Genomic DNA, 21,508 nt, shown 5'->3' on the forward strand with positions numbered 1-21,508 from the left:
CGAGATACGCCAAGCGCAATGCTCTTCAGCGAACTCGGCCTGAGCGCCAAGGTTCTTTCGGCCGTCGAGGCCGCAGGTTACTCCACCCCGACACCGATCCAGGCCGAGGCTATTCCGCACGCCCTGGAAAAACGTGACGTGCTCGGCATCGCCCAGACAGGCACCGGCAAGACCGCGTCCTTCGTGCTGCCGATGCTGACGCTTCTGGAAAAGGGCCGGGCGCGGGCGCGGATGCCGCGATCCCTCATTCTGGAGCCGACGCGCGAGTTGGCGGCGCAGGTGGCGGAAAGCTTCACCAAATACGGCTTGGACCAGAAGCTGAATGTCGCCCTTCTGATCGGCGGCATGTCCTTCGACGAGCAGGACCGCAAGATCGACCGCGGGGCCGATGTGCTGATCGCGACGCCCGGCCGCCTGCTCGATCATTTCGAGCGTGGCCGGCTGCTGATGACCGGCGTTGAGATCCTTGTAATCGACGAGGCCGACCGCATGCTCGACATGGGCTTCATTCCGGACATCGAGCGGATCTGTAAGATGCTTCCGTTCACCCGCCAGACGCTGTTCTTCTCCGCGACCATGCCGCCGGAAATCACGCGCTTGACCGAACAGTTCCTCCAGAACCCGGTGCGCGTCGAAGTCGCCAAGGCCTCGTCGGCCGCGTTGACGGTCGAGCAGCGGCTCGTGGCGACCCAGCGCGAGGATTGGGAAAAACGCGAAACGCTGCGTAAGCTGATCCGCGCCGAAGACGAAATCACCAACGCGATCATCTTCTGCAACCGCAAGATCGACGTGGCGTCCCTGTTCCGGTCGCTCACACGCCACGGCTTCTCCGTCGGGGCGCTGCATGGCGACATGGACCAGCGCGCGCGCATGGCGATGCTGCACAATTTCCGCGAGAACAAGATTCAGCTTCTGGTCGCTTCCGATGTGGCGGCGCGCGGTCTCGATATCCCGGCGGTCAGCCACGTCTTCAACTTCGACGTTCCGATCCATGCCGAGGACTATGTCCACCGCATCGGCCGGACCGGACGCGCCGGACGTTCCGGCAAGGCGTTCACGCTCGTTTCGCGCTCCGACACGAAGTATCTCGACGCCATTCAAAAGATGCTCGGCAACGATCTCGGTTGGCTGGACGACAAGGACCTCAGCCAACTTCCGGCACCGGAAGCCTTCGACAAGGACCAGGGCGAGCGCGGTGGTCGACGCGGTTCCTCTTCCCGCCGCGGCGGGAGTGGACGCGGGCGCGAACGTGATTCGCGGCGGTCAAACGGACGTGGAGACGGCGGACAGGCGCCGGTTCGTGCCGAAAGCCGCGCGGATGTCGAGGAAACGGAAGCGACGACCACCAGCCTCGTGTCCGGTCAGTCCAGCCATTCCCGCCGCGCCAGCGCCAACCATCAGCCGCGCGCCGGGCGTGGTCAGCGCCAATCGGACGATCAGCCGTCTCCGCTCGGCTTCGGCGAGGATGTGCCAGCCTTCATGATGATCGGGACCGGCCTCTAACGCTTCTGCCGGGAACGCGGTTGTTTCCGGCCTGCTCGCCCTGCAGCTTCGTTTGCGCGGCGAGCCCATAGGGTCATCGCATCGGGATCGTCGTAAGCTTCCGATGGAAGAGCGTGGTAGGGCATCATGACCGGCGGTTTGCCGGCCCGCCCATAGCTCCAGCGTCGCGCGCCCGCATCCTCAAAGAAGGCTGCGGTGACTTCGTCGCTTTTCAGGAAGATTTCGTCCCGAAAAATCACTGCGACGATCCGGTCGTCCAGCCATACGCCATGGCCTCCGAACATGCGGCGGATGCGAACGGGGCCTTGCCCCTCAAAAAGGTCTCGGACGAAATCTTCGTCCATTGGAAGATCAGGCCGATTGGGCGAGAGCCAGGGCGCTGAGATCGGCCTTCTGCAGTTCGACGGATTCGCCGCAACCGCAGGCCGATGTCTGGTTGGGATTGCGGAACGTGAAGCCCGTCCGCAGCCGGGTCACTTCGAAATCCATCTCAGTCCCCAGCAAGAATAGAACCGCCTCCGGAGCGATCACGACCTTCGCGCCGTTCCGCTCCACCAGATCCTCGCCGGGCTTGGCCTCGGTCGCCAAGTCGACCGTGTACTCCATCCCGGCGCATCCGCCTTTCTTGATCCCGACGCGAAGGCCGAACGCACCCTCGCCGCGCGCGGCGACGATTTCGTTGACGCGCTCGGCGGCGGCGTCGGTCAGGCTCATTACGGCAAAGCGGGGCATGGTCCGTCCTCGATCGGCAGACAGATAATATGGCGTCGCGCATGGCACGACGCAATGCGGAGCATCAGAACCAGCCGACCGCGACCTGAGCCTCTTCGCTCATGCGCTCCGGCGTCCATGGCGGGTCGAACACGAGATCGACGCTCGCATGGCTGACGCCCTGAACGGAGAGAAGCGCGTTCTCGACCCATCCCGGCATCTCGCCCGCCACCGGACAGCCGGGCGCGGTCAGCGTCATTTCGACGTGAACGCTTCGGTCGTCCTCGATGTCGATCTTGTAGATCAGGCCGAGCTCGTAGATATCGGCCGGGATCTCGGGATCGTAGACCGTCTTCAACGCGGCGACGATATCGTCGGACAGCCGCGTCAACTCTTCCTGCGGTATGCTGGACGCCGCCCGGTCTCCGCGTGCCAGCGCGGCATTCGCTTCCGCGCTGTCGTCGGCAGCCGGCGCGGTTGTGCCAGTCAGGACGTCTTCGGTCATCAGCTTTCCTCAGGCGAAGAAGCGCCGGGCCTTTTCCAAGGCGAGCGCCAGCGCGTCGATCTCCGGTTTGGTATTATACATTCCGAAGGATGCGCGACAGGTGGATGTCGCGCCGAAGCGCTTCAAGAGCGGTTGGGCGCAATGAGTGCCGGCACGGATGGCGACGCCCTCCCGGTCGATCACCATCGCGACGTCATGAGCATGCACGCCTTCGAGGTCGAAGGAAACGATCGCGCCCTTCCCAGGCGCCTCACCGTAGAAGCGCAGCGAATTGACCGACTTCAGCCGCTCGTGAGCGTAGTCGCGCAACTCTTCCTCATGACGCAGGATCGCCGCCCGGCCGACATTCTGCATGTAGGTCAGCGCAGCGCCAAGGCCGATGGCTTGAACGATCTGCGGCGTGCCCGCTTCGAAGCGATGCGGCGGCGGGCTGTAGGTGACGGTCTCTTCCGACACCTCGATGATCATTTCGCCACCGCCGTTGAACGGCCGCATCCGCTCCAGCATCTCGCGCCGGCCATACAGGACGCCGATCCCGGTCGGTCCGTAGAGCTTGTGTCCGGTCACGACATAGAAATCGACGCCGAGATCCTGCACGTCTACAGGCAAGTGCACCGCGCCCTGGCTGCCGTCCACCAGGATCGGGATACCGCGCGAACGGGCGAGCGCCGCCAGTTCCTTCACCGGAGTCACCGTACCGAGAACGTTCGACATATGCGTGACGGCGATCATCTTCGTGCGCGGCGTGATGGCGCGCTCGAAGGCTTCGATGGAGATCGAGCCGTCGACTTCCACCGGGACGAAGACGAGCTTGGCGCCCTTCCTTTCCCGGATGAAGTGCCAGGGGACGATGTTGGAATGGTGCTCCATCTGGGTGAGCACGATCTCGTCGCCCTCCCCCAGTTCCGCCAAGCCATAGGAATAAGCGACGAGATTGATCGATTCCGTCGCCGACGAGGTGAAGATCACTTCCTCGACGCTCGGGGCGTTCAGGAAAGCGCGGACGATTTCGCGCGCGTTCTCGTATTCCTCGGTGGCCTTGTTCGACAGGTAGTGCAGGCCGCGATGGACGTTGGCATAGTCCTGCGAATAGGCCTTCTGGATCGCGTCCAGCACCGCCTTCGGCTTTTGCGCGGAAGCGCCGTTGTCGAGATAGACCAACGGCTTGCCGTAGACATGCATCGACAGGATGGGAAAGTCCCGCCGCACCGCCTCCACATCGAAGGCGGCGCCGGCTTCCCGGATGGGGGCTTCAGCGTTCATGTGCGTCTCCTTCGGCGCGCGGCGTTCCGGCGCCTCAGCGTTCCCGCTCGAGCCAGGAATCGATGCGCGCTTCCAGCGCCTCGACGACCGCTTCGTCTTCCAGTTCCTCCACCACTTCGTCGATGAAGGCGCGAACGAGAAGCGCGCGCGCCGGCGCAGCCGGGATGCCGCGCGCCATCAGGTAGAAAAGGTGGTTCCGGTCGATTTCGGCCACCGTCGCGCCGTGGCCGCATTGCACGTCGTCGGCAAAGATTTCCAGCTCGGGCTTGGCCGAGAAGTCCCCGTCGTCGGACAGAATAAGCGTGTTGCAGGCCATCCGGGCATCGGTCTTCTGCGCGCCCTTGGAAACGCGGATCATGCCCTGGAAAACGCCATGGCCGCCGAGGATCACGTTGCGGAAGACTTCCGTTGCCGTGGTGTTTTCGACCTTGTGGTTCAGGGTCGTCGTCACATCGATATGCTGACCGTCTTCCAGAAGGTTGACGCCGCGCATGATGATTTCGGCACCCTCGCCGACCGCCAGGGTATGAACTTCCTGACGCACCAGCGCACCGCCGGCGTTCAAGACGAACAAGCGGAACTTGGCGTTCTTGCCGACGGAAACGTTGAGCTGGCCGAGATGAGTTTCGCTGGCCCCACGCTCCTGATCGATGATCCAAAGAACTTCGGCATCTTCGCCGATCGTCAGGTTCGTCACCACGGTGGAAAGGGCGCGATCCTGCCCGGCGGCCAACCGCTCCACGAACGTCGCTGAAGAGCCGGCGCCAAGCGTGCATTCGGTGAACGCACGCTCGCCGGACGCAATGGTTTCCGCGCGCAGTTCCACGGCGTGCTCGAGATGGATTCCTTCCGCCACCGCAATATCCGTCCGCACGGCCCCGAAGGCGGTCGCCAGCAAACGAACGGTATCGAACTCGCGGTCGAGATGGTTGACGACGTGCCGCCATTCGGGCGTGCCGCCATTGGGCGCAACGGACAGGCCGGGAACGCTCAGTGATACCGGGCTCCCAAGTTCCACGACCACGCTTCCCGGCACCAGCGGCGACAGAATGTCATCGCGCGGCGCAGGACGGGCGGCATCAGCCTGACGTCCGACGAGACTGCGCAGATCGGTATAATGCCAAGCCTCGATCCGGCGATGCGGCAGACCTTCGCGGCGAAGCACCGCGATAGCGTTGCGCCGGGCCTCCTCGCCGTCCGAAAGGCCAGCCTCGGCCTTCTCGATCACGGCTTCTTCGGCCGGCGTCATGCGACGCAGGGAAACGACGCTCATCAGGCGGCCTCGCCGATGATCTGGCTGTAGCCCTGGTCTTCGAGCTGAAGCGCAAGTTCCTTGCCGCCCGAGCGGATGATCCGCCCCTTGTAGAGGACATGCACCGAGTCGGGGATGATATGTTCCAGAAGGCGCTGATAGTGCGTGATGACGAGGAAGGAACGGTCGGCCTTGCGCAGCGCGTTCACGCCCTCCGAAACGATGCGCAGCGCATCGATATCGAGGCCCGAATCCGTTTCGTCCATGACGCAGAGCTTCGGCTCCAGAAGCGCCATCTGGAGGATTTCGGCGCGCTTCTTCTCGCCGCCCGAGAAGCCGACATTCAGCGGCCGCTTGAGCATGGCGGCGTCGATCTTGAGGCCCGCCGCACCTTCCTTCACGCGGCGCATGAATTCCGGTGTCGTCAATTCGTCCTCGCCGCGCGCTTTGCGTTGCGCGTTGAGAGCGGTCTTCAGGAAGGTCATCGTCGCAACACCGGGAATTTCCAGCGGATACTGGAAGGCCAGGAAGATGCCGGAGGCTGCGCGTTCGGCGGCGTCCATCTCCAGAATGGACTCGCCGTTATAAAGGATATCGCCCTCCGTCACCTCGTAGTCCTCGCGTCCTGCGAGGATGTAGGACAGGGTCGATTTGCCCGAGCCGTTAGGTCCCATGATCGCGGCAACCTCGCCGGCTTTCACGGTCAGATCCAGACCGCGCAGGATCTCGGTGTCGGTGTCCGCAACGCGGGCATGAAGGTTCTTGATTTCGAGCACTTTAGCGCTTCCAAAGCTTCTTAAACAGCGAACGGACGGTCGATCCGAAAACGAAGAGCGGCCATAGGATAAGTTCCAGCGGGTCGCTCGGCAAAGCCGCGACCCACCAGAACTTGTTCATGCGATCCCCGAGATAGACGTGTTTTTCGCCGCTCTTCGGGACGTCTTTCCGAGGATAGGGTTGGCCGTCAGCCAACGCTGCCCTCCAAGGAGATGCCGATCAGTTTCTGCGCTTCCACCGCGAACTCCATCGGGAGCTGCTGGATGACGTCGCGCACGAAGCCGTTGACGATCAGCGCGACGGCCTCCTCCTCGGGAATGCCGCGCTGCATGCAGTAGAAGAGCTGATCCTCGGAAATCTTCGAGGTGGTCGCTTCGTGCTCGAACTGCGCCGTCGAGTTCTTCGCCTCGATGTAAGGCACGGTATGCGCGCCGCATTCCTCGCCGATCAGAAGCGAGTCGCACTGCGTGAAGTTGCGGGCATTCGTGGCGCGGCGGTTGGCCGTCACCTGACCGCGATAGGTATTGTTCGAGTTGCCGGCCGAGATGCCCTTCGAGATGATGCGGCTCGACGTGTTCTTGCCGAGGTGAATCATCTTCGTGCCGGAATCGATCTGCTGGCGACCGTTCGACACGGCGATCGAATAAAACTCGCCGCGCGAGTTGTCGCCGCGAAGGATGCAGGAGGGGTATTTCCAGGTGATCGCCGAACCGGTCTCGACCTGCGTCCAGGAAATCTTGGCGTTCTTCTCGCGGCAATCGCCGCGCTTCGTCACGAAATTGTAGATGCCGCCCTTCCCTTCCTTATCGCCGGGATACCAGTTCTGGACGGTCGAGTACTTGATCTCCGCATCTTCCAGCGCGACCAGTTCCACCACCGCCGCGTGAAGCTGGTTCTCGTCGCGCTGGGGCGCTGTGCAGCCTTCGAGATAGGAAACGTAGGAGCCCTTGTCCGCGATGATCAGCGTGCGTTCGAACTGGCCGGTATTACGCTCGTTGATGCGGAAATAGGTCGAAAGCTCCATCGGGCAGCGAACGCCCGGCGGCACGTAGACGAAGGACCCATCCGTGAACACGGCGGAGTTCAGCGTGGCGAAGAAGTTGTCGGAGACCGGCACGACCGAGCCGAGATACTTGCGGACGAGGTCGGGATGCTCGCGGATCGCCTCGGAGATCGGCATGAAGATTACGCCGGCCTTCTGCAATTCCTTCTTGAAGGTCGTCGCCACCGAAACGGAATCGAAGACCGCATCCACCGCGACGCGGCGACCGTAGCTGCCTTCCGAAGGCGGCACACCCGAATCGTCGTCGGAGGAAAACTCGGAAGGCTCGTCAGGCTTGCGCACGCCCGCCAGGATTTCCTGCTCCTTCAGCGGAATGCCGAGCTTCTCGTAGGTCCGCAGAATCTCGGGATCCACCTCGGCCAGCGACGAAGGGCCGGACATGGATTTCGGCGCGGAATAGTAATGCAGGTCCTGATAATCCACGGGCGGATAATCGAGGCGCGCCCAATCCGGGCTTTCCATCGTCTTCCAACGCGCGAAGGCGTCCAGCCGCCACTGCAGCATCCATTCCGGCTCGTCTTTCTTGGCCGAAATGAAGGCGATGATGTCCTCGTTCAGGCCTTTGGGGGCCTTGTCGGACTCGATGATGGTTTCGAAGCCGTATTTGTATTGATCGACGTCGATGCGACGAACCTGATCGATCGTTTCCTGAACTGCTGGCATGTCATCGCTCCATACGCGCCGAATTCAAGGTTCGGCCGTCGGGTTTCGTCTGTCGCTGTCGGCTGCGCCTCCAGCATCATATGGTGTGGAAGAGTCAAGTTTTTAAGCTCGCCTCTTTCCGTCTTCATGCTTCTTTATGCGGCCCGCTTGCCCGTCTTCGCGGCTTGGCCCCTGAGGAGAACATCGGCGAGCGTCCGCGTGAAAGCGCGTATTTCCTCATGCGACGTGTCCCAGCCGAGGCTGACGCGGATTAAGCCGAGCCCCGCATCGACATCCAAGCCGCCGTGAACCATCGCCGTAAGCGCATGACTCGCGCCGACTTTTCCCGACGAACAGGCAGAACCGGCGGAAACGGCGAAGCCTGCAAGGTCGAGGGCGATCTGCAGCGACTCGGCCTTTCGACCGGCAACCGCGAACGACAAAGTGTTCGGCAAACGAAGCGAGCGCTCGCCGATCACCATCAATTCGCAGCCCGCGCTCCGCAGGTCCACCACGATCGAATCGCGCAAGGCACCCAAGCGTTCCATCTGCATCCCGGCCCGCTCGTTTGCCACAAGCGCCGCCGCGCCGAAACTCGCGATCAGCGAAACCGCTTCCGTGCCGGACCGAACGCCCTTTTCCTGGCCTCCCCCCGGAATCAGCCGAACGGGGCGCAGTCGGTCACTCGCGAGGACGAAGGCGCCGACACCCTTGGCGGCACCGAGCTTGTGCCCGGAGACCAAGAGCGCATCGGCGCCGAGCGTCTCGATATCCACCGCCAGTCGCCCGACTGCCTGGACGGCGTCCACGACCAGCACGATGTCGCGGCCCGCGAGACGCTCACGAATGGCCTCCATCGGCTGAACGATGCCCGTTTCGCCATTGGCAAGGCATACCGCCAGCATCGCCGGTTGTTCACCGACCGAGACGAGCCAACGGTCGAGAGCGCCGAAATCCACGATGCCCTCTGCGTCGACGCCGAGACGTGTGACTGCGCTGTCTTCGAAACGCCCGCCTTCGCGGGTCGCAGGATGGTCGGCATCCACCACCGCCAGGCAGGCCAAGCGGAACTCGTCCCCGTCTCGAAGCCAATCCGGCGTCAGGCAGGTTGCTGCGGCTTCCGTGGCGCTGGCGGTGAAAACGACATCTTCCGCCGAACCGCCAACCAGCCGGGCGACGTTTCGCCGCGCATCTTCCACCAGTGCCCGAACCCGCCGCCCTTCACTATGGACCGAGGACGGATTCCCGACGAGATCCAGAGACCCGATCAGCGCTTCGCGCGCCTGCGGCAGGAGCGGTGCCGAAGCGTTGTGATCGAGGTAGATACGTCGTCCAACGGTTTCCATCCGCCACTCGCTGACTTCTTCCGACGGCACGAAGCGCAAATTTCTTGAATTGCCGCTGCTCGCTGAACTACATAGCGCCTTCAGCGGGCGTTGCAGTTTAAAACGGTTCTAAACAGAACCTAGAAGGCCGCCCCGATTTCGTCAAGGCGCGGCCCTAAGCGCCCCAGTGCCATAGGATCGCACATGCCCGAGGTCATTTTCAACGGTCCCGCCGGAAGGCTGGAAGGCCGTTACCAGCCCAGCAAGGAGAAGAACGCTCCGATTGCCATCGTGCTCCACCCGCACCCGCGCTTCGGGGGCACGATGAACAACCAGATCGTCTACCAGCTCTTCTATATGTTCGTGGAACGCGGTTTCACGACGCTTCGGTTTAATTTTCGCGGCATCGGCCGCAGCCAGGGCGAGTTCGATCACGGCGCCGGAGAGCTTTCGGACGCCGCCGCCGCGCTCGACTGGGTGCAGAGCCTTCACCCCGATTCAAAGCATTGCTGGGTCGCCGGCTATTCCTTCGGCGCGTGGATCGGCATGCAGCTTCTGATGCGCCGCCCGGAGATCGAAGGCTTCATGTCGATCTCGCCGCAGCCGAACTCCTACGACTTCTCGTTTCTGGCGCCCTGCCCGTCTTCCGGCCTCATCATCCACGGCGACAAGGATCGCGTGGCGCCGCCGAAGGACGTGCAGACGTTGGTCGACAAGCTCAAGACGCAGAAGGGCATCCTCATCACCCAGAACACGGTGGAAGGAGCGAATCACTTCTACAGCGAGCATTCGGAACTGCTGCTTTCCGAATGCGCAAATTATCTCGATCGCCGCCTTCAGGGCGAACTGACGGATGTCAGGCCGAAGCGCCTGAAGTAGGAAGCGCGAGAACGCCGCCCGGCGTCGGGCGGCGGCATCCCGTCGTCGTCGGCCAGGAAAGCGGCAGGCCGCGACGGGAGCGGACGGCAAGATAGGCCCAGGCTTCGGCTTCCGTGGCATCGCCGTCGAGCGCGACATCCTCGGCGGAAACAACGCGGCCGCCGGTGCGTTTCGCGCCCTCAAGGAGGTCCGCCATGATCGCGGGATGCCTCCGCCCTCCGCCGGCGACGATCCAAAGCTTGGGCGGCTCGGGCAACAGCGGAACGGCCTTCAGGATCGCTTCCGCCGCGACGAAACAAAGCGTGCGCGCAACGTCCTCGACCGTCCCGGTATCCGCTGCCGGCACGGTGAAGTCGAAACGGTCGAGCGATTTCGGCGTGGGCTTGGCGAAGAAGTCGGAGCCGAGATAGTGTTCGGCGAGTGACTTCAGGACGCGGCCCTCCTTCGCCAGTTCCCCGTTCTCGTCGAAAGGAATGCTCGCCTCCCGCGACACCCATTGATCGATGAGCGCATTCCCCGGCCCGGTATCGAAGGCGACCGGATCGGACGCGCGGTCGACATAGGTGATGTTCGATATGCCGCCGATATTGACGACGGCCACCGGCAGCGTGCGGAACTCCTCATCGAGCGCCGCGACAAGGGCCGCATGATAGGCCGGCACCAGCGGCGCACCCTGCCCGCCCGCCGCCATATCGGCGGCCCGCATGTCGTGGACCACCGCGAGGTCAAGCGCATTCGCCAGCCTTTGCCCGTCGCCGATCTGGACGGTCAGAGCATCGGCCGGCCTGTGCAGCACGGTCTGGCCGTGAAAACCGACCACATCGACGCGGGCGAGATCGATACCCTGCGACACCGCGAAGGCTCGAACGGCTTCGGCGTGGCGATCGGTCAGATCGCGCTCCAGAAGGGCTAGACTTCCCGGCCGCTCTTCGCGCCAGGCGATAGCCTTTGCTTCTTCCAGCCCTTCGGCCAGACGCCGACGGAAGGCGTCGTCATAGGCGAAACTTTCAGCGCCGACCCGCCTGACGGAACGCTCGCCGTCCGTTTCGATCAACGCCACGTCGATGCCGTCCATCGAGGTTCCGCTCATCAGCCCGATGGCGAGCACGGCCTCGGTCGTCGTCATGGAACCCACCCTTTCATTTCGCCGCCACGCTGGTAAACCCTCCGACGTTCCAAGCCGAATGGGACGGCCAGCACCTGGATCAACGAGCAATGACCGCGTTCAAGTCCGACTTCCTGCGCATCCTCTCGGAGCGCGGCTTCATCCAGCAGACCTCGAACGACGAGGCTCTCGACGACCTGTTCCGGACCCAGACCGTCACCGCTTATATCGGCTACGATCCGACCGCCTCCAGCCTGCATGTCGGCCACCTGACGCAGACCATGATGCTGCACTGGATGCAGCAGACCGGTCATCGTCCGATCGCCCTGATGGGCGGCGGCACCGGCATGATCGGCGATCCGTCCTTCAAGGACGAGGCGCGCAAGCTGATGACCACCGAAACCATCGGCGAGAATCTCGTCGGCCTTCGCCGCACCTTCTCGCAGTTCCTTCGATTCGGCGACGGCGAGAGCGACGCCGTGATGGCGAACAATGCCGATTGGCTGCTCGACATCAACTATGTCGAGTTCCTGCGCGATGTCGGCCGGCATTTCTCCGTCAACCGGATGTTGTCCTTCGATTCGGTGAAACTGCGGCTGGATCGCGAGCAATCGCTGTCCTTCCTCGAATTCAATTACATGATCCTGCAGGCTTACGATTTCGTGGAGCTTTACAAGCGCTACGGATGCCGTCTGCAGATGGGCGGCTCCGACCAATGGGGCAACATCGTCAGCGGGATCGATCTCGGCCGCCGCATGGAAGGCGCAGAGCTGTTCGCACTCGTATCGCCGCTGCTGACGACCTCGTCCGGCGCCAAGATGGGCAAATCCGCGTCCGGCGCGGTTTGGCTGAACCCGGACATGCTGGCGCCCTACGAGTTCTGGCAGTTCTGGCGCAACACCGAGGATGCCGATGTCGGGCGCTTCCTGAAGCTCTACACGACGCTGCCAATGGACGAGATCGCTCGGCTTGCCACGCTCGGCGGTGCGGAGATCAACGATGCCAAGAAGGTTCTCGCGAACGAGGTGACGAAACTCATCCACGGCGCGGCGGCGGCCGAGCTCGCGGCGGAAACGGCGCGCAAGACCTTCGAGGAAGGCGCGCTCGCCGACAGCCTGCCGACGCACGAGGTTCCCGCTTCCGAGCTCGAAGCCGGGATCGGCATTCTGTCGCTCTTCGTGTCCGCTGGTCTGGCCGCATCCAACGGCGAGGTGCGCCGTCACATGAAGGGCGGCGCGGTTCGGCTGAACGACGAGACGGTCGAGGACGAGAAGCGCGTCGTTGGGTCCGGCGATCTTCTGTCCGGCGGCGTCGTCAAGCTGTCGGTCGGCCGCAAGAAGCACGTCCTCGTTCGCCCGGTCTGAAGCGGCGAACGTCCTCGCCTACTGATAGGCGAAGATGTTGCGGAAGATGCCGGGCGCGATGGCCGAGATCGGGTTGATTTCGAGCTTGGGCGAGGCGAAAGCCCCGCTCAACTTGTAGGTGATCCCGATCAAGCCGCCTTCCCGGCCGTTGCCGAGGATCTGGCCGACGATCGGGATCGCGCCGAAGACGCGGTTCAGCCCATAGGCGGGCATGAACGAGCCGGTAATGTCGATGCGGTTCTGCGTGTCGTAGAGCTTGCCTGCAAAGCTCGACCCGAAGACCGGCCCGCGCACGATGCCGTCCGACAGGTTCATGCCGTCCTTGCCGAAGCGGAGGCCGGCGGAGGCGTGGTCGAACACGGCGCGCTCTGCCCGCAGATCCCGCCCGACAGCCTGCGACAGGCTTTTGGAGTCCGGTGTCGGCGGGGCCGCGACGAGGCTGGACAAACGTGGCTCGTCCACGAGGGCGAAATCCTTCACGGTCACCTTGCCCACGTAATCGTCGTCATACGAGCCGACCACGGACAAGGAGAGCTTGCCGCCCTGCATCCGGTCGTAGGCGCCGGTGAAGCCGATGAGGGCACCGACATCCTCGGCGCGCAGGTCGATCGCCCTGTCTTTGCCGCGCGGTGAGACATCGATGGCGAAAGGCGTCGATCCCTTGGTTCGACCGGAAATCGACAAGGCCGCGATCTGCGACCCGCTACCGGCATAGTTCAACGCGAAGCCGCTCACCGTTTCCTTACCGAAGCCGATCACGCGGCCGACGGCTGCGGAAACGTCGATCTGCTCCGAGCCCCTTTTGGGCGGGGTCGAGGTCTTGGCGCCAATATCGTCGCGGATATCGGCGAGAAGCGGTCGCGCGTCGAACTGGTCACCCTTGATAGCCATCGTGTAGCCGTTCTCCACGCGCTTCACGCTTGCCTGGACCTCGTCGCCCGGATTGAAGGCGACCTTGCCGAAATCGGCGAGGATCAACCCTTTGCCATCCACCTCGGCGCGGCCATTCACCGAGAAGCCTTCGCCCTTCAGCACGATATCGTCGATATCCGTGTCGCGGTCGTCGTCACGACCGGGGATGGAGAAGGCGAGCCCTGCGCCGACGCCTATGCCCTTGCGCCATCCGATCCACGGAAGCGTCAGGGAGGCACCCGTCAGGTCGAGATCGGCGCGGTAGATCGTATCGCCGCTTTCCACGAGCTTGGCGCTGACCGGTCCGGTCAGAACGTCGTCCAGCACCGGCGCGAGCTTGGCGGCCTCGCCGCCGTCGATGCGAAGGTTTGCTTCCATGCGGCGGCCATCCGGCGCGGCTTCTGTCAGCGCCCGCTTGAAGGAAACTTCGCCCTTCGCGCCGCCGTAGCTCGCCGTGAAATTGCCTTCCGCCGTCTTCCCGTTGACCGCGAGCGAACCGTTGATGCCGTTGAGCTTGCGCCCGCCGATGGGGTCGCCGAGAGCGCCGTCGGCGATGTTCAGGGAAACTTTCCAGTCCTGTAGAAGGTCGGCATCGGGAACGTCGTCGCCGATCAGAAGGTCGATATCGGCGACGACCTTGCCTGTTCCGCCGGCATCGCCGACGCGGAACGGCAGGCGGTCGGCGACGGAAAGCGGGGGAAACGCCGCGAGCGCGGCAAGGCCGGAAAGCTTGCCACCGAAATTGGCGACGATCTTCACGTCGCTCTGCTGCGAGTTCGGATTTTGCGCCCTGGTAAAGCTGATAAGGCCGCCTTCGACGGCGACGTCGGACCGCCCCTCGACCTTAGCCGACTCGACGCTGACGAGCGTATCGCCACCGCGCACCTCGACCACGCCCTTGGCGTCCAAAAGGTCGGGCAATTGGCCGAAGCTCTTTGCCGTCAATCCGTCGAGCACGAAACGCACGTCGAGTTCGCCCGGCTGCAACGAAGCGCCGAGCTTCCTCGATTCCTTCATCCGGCTCTGGAGAACATGCATCCCGACTTCACCGGAGGTCACCGACCCTTCGTCGCCGACATTGTTGAGAACCCATCGCCGCGCCCCGACCGCCACGTTGAACGGCCAGAACGCTTTGACGGTCGGCGCATCGAGCGCCGCTGCGCCGAGGTCGAGATCGATCCGCGCGTCCGGCGACCCGTAGCCGATCTGCGCCGACCCGCCGATCCGCCCGCCGCCCGACGAGAACTCGAACTGGTTCAGGCGAATGGATCGGTTGGCGAGATCGGTTCTCCCGTCGAGTTTCAAAACGCCCTCACGCACTTGCCCATCGCGCGCGCCGATGGACGAGCGGAACCGCGTGCTGGCGAGATCGAGCTCGAACCCGTTGAAGGCACCGCCTTCGGGCGCGTCGTAGACCGGCGTCAGACCACCCGCGAATGCGAACTCGAACCCGTCACCGGTGAAACGGTTGGGGCCGATCGTCAGCCGGTCTTCCCCTTCGATATAGTCGAGCGCCAGAGCCAACGATTTGAACTGTGCATGGCCGCGCCCTTCCTGAATTTGCCCTTCGTCCAGCGCCACCGCGACGCGCATATGGCGTCGCTCGTCGCCGGGCCGCTCGGACACTTCCACGGCGAGTTCCACGGGGGCATCGGTCGCGAAGCCCTTTTCCGTTTTCATATCGTCGATGGGGGATGGCGGAAGGAGTTCGCCGAGTTCGATCTTGCCGATGTCGATCCGCGCGAACCGCAGGCGCTGCGCTTGGGCATCGAAGCCGATCGAGGCTTCGACCGGCACATGGGCACGATCCAGCGCAAGAACCCCCGACAACGACATGGCTCGGGCATTCTCGACATCGAGACCGAGATGCTCGATCCGGCTGACGAAAGGCCCGCCGCCCGGCGCGACCGGCGCAACCAGACGGACATCCGAAATATCCACCTGCCGGATGCCGAGACGCCCGAGGCTGCCCAGTTGGCGCTCGGCCTGTCCGAGAAGGCGCGAGGTCATGGCGGGAAGAAGGTTCTGCGTCACCGGGCTGGCGGAAACCGGCTTCACTTCGGCCGAGCCGTCGGTCGGCGCCAGCCCCCGCGCGGTAGCCGCGACTTCCGCGGAGGCCGGATCGGACGTCACGTCGATATCGGCGCCGGCGATCTCCAGTGTTCTGGCCTGGATGCGACCGCGAAGCAGAGACAACCCATCGAAGCCGACCGCGATCGTGCGGATGGCGACCTGTGGCTGCTCGACGCCCGATCGATAGACCTGAACGCCGTCCCAACGTAACCGCAACTCGCCGCCCGGCCCGATGTCCACGGCCTGCCGCCCGAGTTCGGCGCGGTAGTCGGGGCCGAGCACGCCGTCGATCACGCCTTCCGTCTGCTCGCGAACGAACTGCCGGCCCGAATCGCTGTCGAAAAGAAGGAACAGAAGGAAGCCTAGGCAAAGGCACCCGGTCAGGCAGAGGCTGGCAAGCCCGGCCGCACTTCTTCGCAGCGCCACCATTCAGTGCACGGCGCCGATGGAACGGAACGCGGCCTTCGACCACCCTCGCCCGGCGGGGACGAGACGGCCGTTGATGGCGGCTGTCGACGGTTGCGTCCGTCGAACAAACGGAGGATGGACGATCATTGCACGGCTTTCGGTCGCTGCAGGGATGCTTTCGAAGGAAAGGAAGGCGCAATCATGTTTTCGGTCGGCGACGCATGCCCCAATTTCTCTCTCGCGGACGACAGTGGCGCGACGGTCACTCCCGCCGACCTGCGCGGAAGCCCGTTCGTGCTGTTTCTTTATCCGAAGGACGACACGTCCGGCTGCACCCAGGAAGCGATCGCCTTTTCCGCACTTCTGCCGGAATTTCAGAAGGCCGGCATCCGAGTTTTCGGCTGCTCGCCCGATCCGGTGAAGAAGCATGCCAAGTTCCGCGACAAGCATGAACTGACCATTCCCCTCCTGTCGGACGAGGAGAAGGTGCTGCTTCAAACCCTCGGCGTCTGGGTCGAGAAGAGCATGTACGGACGCAAATACATGGGCGTCGAGCGCACCACCGTTCTTTTCGACGCGAACGGCGTCGCCAAGGCGGTGTGGGAGAAGGTCAAAGTTCCGGGTCATGCCGAAGAGGTGCTCGAAAGGTCACGCTCGCTTGTGGCAGGCGAGGCCTGAGGGAAGCTTTTCCCTTCCATCGCAAGGATTGGTTAACCTTAAGAATGTGTAATCGCCGCGGGCACGGGACATCGTCCAGGTTCGACCTTTGGCGGTTCACGAATGGCGGCAACTGACAATCAAAGCGTATTCGGCCGGCCGAAGATGCCGCGCACCGTCATCCTGGCGAAGGGCGACGAGATGCGGCATTTCGTTTTGAAGCCCTGGGCGATCGCCACATCCTCGCTCGCGCTTGGCTGCGCGATGGCCGGTCTCTTCGCCTTCGGCTTCTGGAGCGCTGACAGCGGCCGGGAACTGCCGTCGATCATGTCAGGCGACCGCCAGCTTGCCGCCGTCTATGAAACGCGCATCGCGTCTCTTCGCTCGGAAGTCGAGCGGCTGACGACACGAAGCTTCGTTGATCAAGCGAAGGTCGCCAGCAAGGTCGATCTGTTGCTTCTACAGCAGGCGGAACTGTCGGACCGCTATACCAAGCTCCAGCCGCTTCTCCAGCGGGCGGAAACGCACGGCTTGGTCGCGAAGCCTATCGCGTCGCCCGAACCGTGTTCCGCCCCTTCCATACCCGATGGCGTGGCGGCCTATGCCGAAGAAGCCAAACCTGCGGCCCTCGATCGGTTCAAGCTGGTGGATGCTTCCGCCGGCAAGGCGAAGACCGCACCCGAACCCATCTCGCCCGATCTGGTTCGCCGGATCGGCCAGGCCATCGACGAAGCCGAGCTGGAGCAGATCGAGAGCGTCGGCAAACTCGCCAAGGACGCGCGGAAGAAATCGGAAGCCATCGGCTCCGTGTTGCGGACGGAAGGGCTCGCGCCAGCCAGCACCGAGAGGGCCTCACCCGGCAAGGGCGGCCCCTTCGTCCCGGTGCCGCAGGACCGGCTCTTCGACGCGAGCCTCGAAGAACTCGCCGGGGCGTTGGACGTTCTCCAAGCGGTCCGGTCGGCGTCGTCTTCCCTGCCCTTGGCCAAGCCGAACGCCTCGAACGCGGTCAGCTCCAATTTCGGCGTGCGCGTCGATCCGTTCCTCGGACAGGCGGCGATGCATACCGGCGTGGATTTCGCCGCCGAGCCGGGAAGCCCGGTCGCCGCGACCGCGCCGGGAGAAGTCGTCTTTGCCGGGGAAAACGGCGGATACGGAAACATGGTGGAGGTTCGTCACGCGGACGGCGTTTCGACACGCTACGCGCACCTGTCGAGCATCCTCGTCACTGTTGGCGCGAAAGTGTCGGTCGGCTCGGTGGTCGGGCGCGTCGGCAGCACCGGCCGCAGCACCGGCCCCCATCTCCATTACGAAATCCGCCGGGCCGGCGAGGCGGTCGATCCGACGCGCTATCTTCGTGCCGGACGCCGGATCGAAGCCCTCGGCTGAACGCCGAGAGCTTACGTCTTCATCAGTCGATGTCGCCGCCGGCGGTTTCGCCGCCATGGACGCGATGCGCGAGCGCCGCTTCCATGAACTCGTCGATCTTGCCGTCGAGAACGTCCTGGGGCGCCGTGCTCTGCACGCCGGTCCTGAGATCCTTCACCATCTGATACGGTTGCAGGACATAGGACCGAATCTGGTGTCCCCAGCCGATATCGGTCTTCGACGCGGCCTCGGCATTCGCCGCTTCCTCGCGCTTCTGCAGTTCCGCCTCGTAGAGACGAGCCCGCAGCATGTCCCAGGCGATGGCCCGGTTCTGGTGCTGCGAACGCCCCTGCTGGCAGGCCACCGCGATGCCGGTCGGGATATGCGTGATGCGCACCGCCGAATCGGTCGTGTTGACGTGCTGGCCACCGGCGCCAGACGAGCGATAGGTGTCGATGCGGCAGTCGGACTCGTTGATCACGATGTTGATCGTATCATCGACCACCGGATACACCCAGACCGAGGCGAAGGACGTGTGGCGCTTGGCCTGGCTGTCGAAGGGAGAGATCCGCACCAGCCGGTGAACGCCGGATTCCGTCTTCATCCAGCCATAGGCGTTGCGACCCTTGAACAGGAGCGTCGCGGACTTGATCCCGGCTTCTTCGCCGGAATGCTGCTCCAGAAGCTCGACCTTCATGCCGGCCCGCTCCGCCCAGCGCATATACATGCGCAGCAGCATCGATGCCCAGTCCTGGCTTTCCGTGCCGCCGGCGCCGGAATGCACTTCCACATAGGTGTCGAACGCGTCGGCTTCGCCGGAGAGCAACATCTCGATGGACCGCTTGTCGACATCGGCCTTGATCGCGCGAATGGCGGTTTCGGCCTCCTCGACGATGGAGGGGTCACCCTCCTCCTCGCCCATCGCGATCAGCTCGACATTGTCGGCGATGCCCTGTTCGAGCGCGCGCACGCCGTCGATGGAGCTTTCCAGGAACTGACGCTCACGCATCAGCTTCTGCGCTTCCTCGGCATTGTTCCAGAAGGCGGGATTCTCGACCTGCGCGTTCAGAACGCTCAGGCGTTTGTTTGCGGCATCCCAGTCAAAGATGCCTCCTCAGCAGGCTTATGGCCTGCTTGATTTCGTCGACCATGTTCTCGATTTCGGCGCGCATGCCGATACGTCTCCGACTTCATTGCGGGGAAGCCGGAGACATAACGGCGACGCTCCTTCAGAACAAGCCGCCTGCGCCGCCCTGCTGGATCGCTTCCTGCGTTTCCTGGCTGATCACGGCCGGGGCACTGGCAGTTTCGCCATCCGCGCCGATCACCTGATAGCTGTCGGCCGGGCCCGTGCCGGGCTTGAAGGCCTCGACGATCGTGCCCTCGCCGTCGGCCGCCATGCCGTTCTTGCGGTTGATCGACACAAGCGTCATGCCGTCCGGCACCTTGAAGTCCACGGGCGGCTTGCCTGCGAGCGCGACCTTCATGAAATCCACGAAGATCGGCGCGGCCAGACCGCCGCCGGTCTGTCCCTTGCCGAGCGGCGCCGGGTTATCGAAACCGATATAAAGGCCGGTCACGAGATCGGGCGTGTATCCGACGAACCACGCGTCCTTCTCGTCGTTCGTGGTGCCCGTCTTGCCGGCGATCGGCACGCCGAGCTGCTTCACGACGGTCGCCGTGCCGCGCTGGACGACGCCTTCCATCATGGAGGTGATCTGGTAGGCCGTCATCGGATCGAGAACCTGCTCGCGGTCGTCCACGAGCTCCGGTTCCGCTTGATCGTTCCACGTCGGCGAGTTGCAGCCCTCGCACTTGCGGTTGTCGTGCTTGTAGATGGTGCGGCCGTAGCGGTCCTGCACGCGGTCGATCAGCGAGGGCTGGATCGAGCGCCCGCCATTGGCCATCACGGAATAGGCCGACACCATGCGCATCACGGTGGTCTCGCCCGCGCCGAGCGCCAGCGGCAGATATTCCGCCAGATGGTCGTAGATGCCGAATCGATTGGCATATTCGGCCACGAGCTTCATGCTCATGTCGCGCGCCAAACGCACCGTCATCAGGTTGCGGCTCTGCTCGATGCCGCGGCGGAGCGTCGAGGGTCCGCCGGCGCCCTCGTCGCCGTAGTTCTTCGGCTCCCAGTAGCCACCTGTCCCGTTCGGGATCGAGATCGGCGCGTCCATGATCACGGAAGCCGGCGTATAGCCGCTGTCGAGAGCCGCCGCGTAGACGATCGGCTTGAAGGACGAGCCCGGCTGACGCATCGCCTGCGTCGCGCGGTTGAACTCCGACTGCGAATAGGAGAAGCCGCCGACGAGGGCCAGGACGCGGCCGGTATGCGGGTCCATGGACACCATGGCTCCCTGCACCTTCGGCGGTTGGCGCAGGCGATAGCCTGCACCGTCGGTCTTCTTTTCCACATAGACCACGTCGCCGCGCTGCAGGATCTGGCTGGCGCTTCGCGCCGAACGGGGGCGGCCTTCCACATCCATCCGCTGCGCCCACTTCATGTCGGCGAGGGCCAAGGTCCCGATTTCACGATCGGGACCGAGCGCCCCCGACACGAGCCGCGCGGGTTGAAGGCCGACGCGGGCGCTGTCGCCGTCCGAATCCAGCACCACCGCCAGATGCCATTCCGGCACGTCGGCGAGCATCGGCACTTCGCCGACCGAGCGCCCCCAATCGTCGCCGATCTCGATCTGCTTCACCGGACCGCGATAGCCGCGCGCCTGGTCGTAGTCCACGAGGCCGTCGTGAAGGGCCCTGCGCGCTTCGGTCTGGAGCTTGGGATCGAGCGTCGTGCGCACGGTCAGGCCGCCCTCGTAGAGCTGCTTCACGCCATAGCGCTGGATCACGTCGCGGCGCACTTCCTCGGTGAAGTATTCGGCGTCGGCGATATAGGTGCCGGAACGGTTGGGCTTGATGCCGAGCGGCTTGGCGCGCGCCTCGTTAGCCTGCGCGACCGAGATGAAGCCGTTGGTCTGCATCTGATCGATCACCCAGTTGCGGCGCTCCAGCGCGCGCTCCGGGCTGCGGAAGGGGTTGTAGTTCTCAGGAGCCTTCGGCAGCGCGGCGAGATAGGCCGCTTCCTGCACTTCCAGATCGTTCACCGACTTGTCGAAATAGGCCAGCGAGGCGGCGGCGACGCCATAGGAGCCGAAGCCGAGATAGATCTCGTTGAGGTAGAGTTCGAGGATCTTGTCCTTGGAATAGGTCTGCTCCATCCGCACCGACAGGATCGCTTCCTTGACCTTGCGCTCCAGCGAGCGCTCGTTGGTCAGAAGGAAGTTCTTGGCGACCTGCTGCGTGATGGTCGAGCCGCCCTGCATCGGGCCGCCCTTCAACTGCACCATGACGGCGCGGCCGAGGCCTTGGATGTCGACGCCCGGATGGCTGTAGAAATTCTTGTCCTCGGCGGCGAGATAGGCGTTCTTGACGAGCGACGGGATCGCCTGGATCGGCAGGAACAAGCGCCGCTCCTTGGCGTATTCGGCCATGAGCGAGCCGTCGCCCGCATGGATGCGCGTCGTTACTTCCGGCTGATAGTCCGCCAGAACCTGATAGTCCGGCAGATCGCTCGCCATCTCCTGCACATAGGCGACAACGCCGCCCGCCACGAGAAGGAAGCCGACGCAGGCGATGCCGAAGAGGTAGCCGATAAGCCTGATCATCCGAACCCCCAAACGACGCCGTCTGCATGCGAC

The 21,508-nt window shown here is 63.9% G+C and carries 17 protein-coding genes; 5 read left to right on the forward strand and 12 right to left on the reverse strand.

Annotated features, from left to right (window positions below; genetic code table 11):
• Positions 1–18 precede the first annotated feature (18 nt).
• Entirely contained in the window at positions 19–1,503 is a 1,485-nt protein-coding gene (locus tag F9929_RS17570) for a DEAD/DEAH box helicase (protein WP_152047855.1), read from the forward strand.
• On the opposite strand, the gene F9929_RS17575 is transcribed toward F9929_RS17570, so the two are convergent.
• The 8 genes from F9929_RS17575 to F9929_RS17610 form a co-directional block, all read right to left on the reverse strand.
• The gene (locus tag F9929_RS17575) at positions 1,500–1,847 is read right to left on the reverse strand and encodes a TfoX/Sxy family protein (RefSeq protein WP_152047856.1); all 348 of its coding nucleotides are present in this window, start codon (positions 1,845–1,847) and stop codon (positions 1,500–1,502) included. The two genes, F9929_RS17570 and F9929_RS17575, sit on opposite strands and share 4 nt — an antisense overlap.
• Positions 1,848–1,854: 7 nt before the next feature.
• Entirely contained in the window at positions 1,855–2,235 is a 381-nt protein-coding gene (gene sufA, locus F9929_RS17580; protein ID WP_152047857.1) for a Fe-S cluster assembly scaffold SufA, read from the reverse strand.
• Positions 2,236–2,299: 64 nt separating this feature from the next.
• A complete protein-coding gene (locus F9929_RS17585) occupies positions 2,300–2,719 on the reverse strand; it encodes an SUF system Fe-S cluster assembly protein (protein ID WP_152047858.1) in 420 nt (139 codons plus the stop codon).
• Positions 2,720–2,728: 9 nt separating this feature from the next.
• A complete protein-coding gene (locus tag F9929_RS17590; RefSeq protein WP_152047859.1) occupies positions 2,729–3,982 on the reverse strand; it encodes a cysteine desulfurase in 1,254 nt (417 codons plus the stop codon).
• Positions 3,983–4,016: 34 nt separating this feature from the next.
• Positions 4,017–5,255 carry a Fe-S cluster assembly protein SufD gene (sufD, locus tag F9929_RS17595; RefSeq protein WP_152047860.1) on the reverse strand — a complete coding sequence of 413 codons (1,239 nt, stop codon included), beginning with the start codon at positions 5,253–5,255 and terminating at the stop codon, positions 4,017–4,019.
• Positions 5,255–6,010 carry a Fe-S cluster assembly ATPase SufC gene (gene sufC, locus F9929_RS17600; protein ID WP_152047861.1) on the reverse strand — a complete coding sequence of 252 codons (756 nt, stop codon included), beginning with the start codon at positions 6,008–6,010 and terminating at the stop codon, positions 5,255–5,257. Before sufC ends, sufD begins: the two co-directional genes overlap by 1 nt.
• A gap of 188 nt (positions 6,011–6,198) precedes the next feature.
• Positions 6,199–7,737, reverse strand: coding sequence for a Fe-S cluster assembly protein SufB (gene sufB, locus F9929_RS17605; RefSeq protein WP_152047862.1), 1,539 nt, complete (start codon positions 7,735–7,737; stop codon positions 6,199–6,201).
• 134 nt (positions 7,738–7,871) lie between these two features.
• Positions 7,872–9,062: a cysteine desulfurase family protein gene (locus tag F9929_RS17610; protein ID WP_152047863.1), complete on the reverse strand. Its 1,191-nt coding sequence runs from the start codon at positions 9,060–9,062 to the stop codon at positions 7,872–7,874.
• Between the two features lie 183 nt (positions 9,063–9,245).
• Here F9929_RS17610 and F9929_RS17615 point away from each other — a divergent pair, with 183 nt between their 5' ends.
• The gene (locus F9929_RS17615; RefSeq protein ID WP_152047864.1) at positions 9,246–9,920 is read left to right on the forward strand and encodes an alpha/beta hydrolase; all 675 of its coding nucleotides are present in this window, start codon (positions 9,246–9,248) and stop codon (positions 9,918–9,920) included.
• On the opposite strand, the gene F9929_RS17620 is transcribed toward F9929_RS17615, so the two are convergent.
• Complete coding sequence (locus F9929_RS17620) at positions 9,898–11,046, reverse strand: anhydro-N-acetylmuramic acid kinase (protein WP_152047865.1); 1,149 nt, start codon at positions 11,044–11,046, stop codon at positions 9,898–9,900. The genes F9929_RS17615 and F9929_RS17620 overlap by 23 nt on opposite strands.
• A gap of 89 nt (positions 11,047–11,135) precedes the next feature.
• Here F9929_RS17620 and tyrS point away from each other — a divergent pair, with 89 nt between their 5' ends.
• Complete coding sequence (gene tyrS, locus F9929_RS17625) at positions 11,136–12,389, forward strand: tyrosine--tRNA ligase (protein ID WP_152047866.1); 1,254 nt, start codon at positions 11,136–11,138, stop codon at positions 12,387–12,389.
• Between the two features lie 18 nt (positions 12,390–12,407).
• Here the strand turns inward: tyrS and F9929_RS17630 are convergent, their stop codons facing one another.
• The gene (locus tag F9929_RS17630) at positions 12,408–15,803 is read right to left on the reverse strand and encodes a hypothetical protein (protein ID WP_152047867.1); all 3,396 of its coding nucleotides are present in this window, start codon (positions 15,801–15,803) and stop codon (positions 12,408–12,410) included.
• 180 nt (positions 15,804–15,983) lie between these two features.
• Between F9929_RS17630 and F9929_RS17635 the strand changes: the two genes are divergently transcribed.
• The gene (locus F9929_RS17635) at positions 15,984–16,460 is read left to right on the forward strand and encodes a peroxiredoxin (RefSeq protein WP_152047868.1); all 477 of its coding nucleotides are present in this window, start codon (positions 15,984–15,986) and stop codon (positions 16,458–16,460) included.
• Between the two features lie 144 nt (positions 16,461–16,604).
• Positions 16,605–17,825 carry a M23 family metallopeptidase gene (locus F9929_RS17640; RefSeq protein WP_193227817.1) on the forward strand — a complete coding sequence of 407 codons (1,221 nt, stop codon included), beginning with the start codon at positions 16,605–16,607 and terminating at the stop codon, positions 17,823–17,825.
• Positions 17,826–17,847: 22 nt separating this feature from the next.
• On the opposite strand, the gene prfB is transcribed toward F9929_RS17640, so the two are convergent.
• Together prfB and F9929_RS17650 are read right to left on the reverse strand one after the other, a co-directional pair.
• A protein-coding gene (gene prfB / locus F9929_RS17645) for a peptide chain release factor 2 (RefSeq protein WP_152047870.1) occupies positions 17,848–18,976 on the reverse strand; the annotation gives its coding sequence in 2 pieces (ribosomal slippage) (positions 17,848–18,906 and positions 18,908–18,976; 1,128 coding nt in all).
• Between the two features lie 57 nt (positions 18,977–19,033).
• On the reverse strand, positions 19,034–21,475 hold the full coding sequence (locus F9929_RS17650) for a penicillin-binding protein 1A (RefSeq protein WP_152047871.1): 2,442 nt from the start codon (positions 21,473–21,475) through the stop codon (positions 19,034–19,036).
• Positions 21,476–21,508: the final 33 nt, after the last annotated feature.

The sequence above is a fragment of the Aureimonas psammosilenae genome (genome assembly GCF_009176975.1).
In the GTDB taxonomy this organism is placed as follows: Bacteria; Pseudomonadota; Alphaproteobacteria; order Rhizobiales; family Rhizobiaceae; genus Plantimonas; species Plantimonas psammosilenae.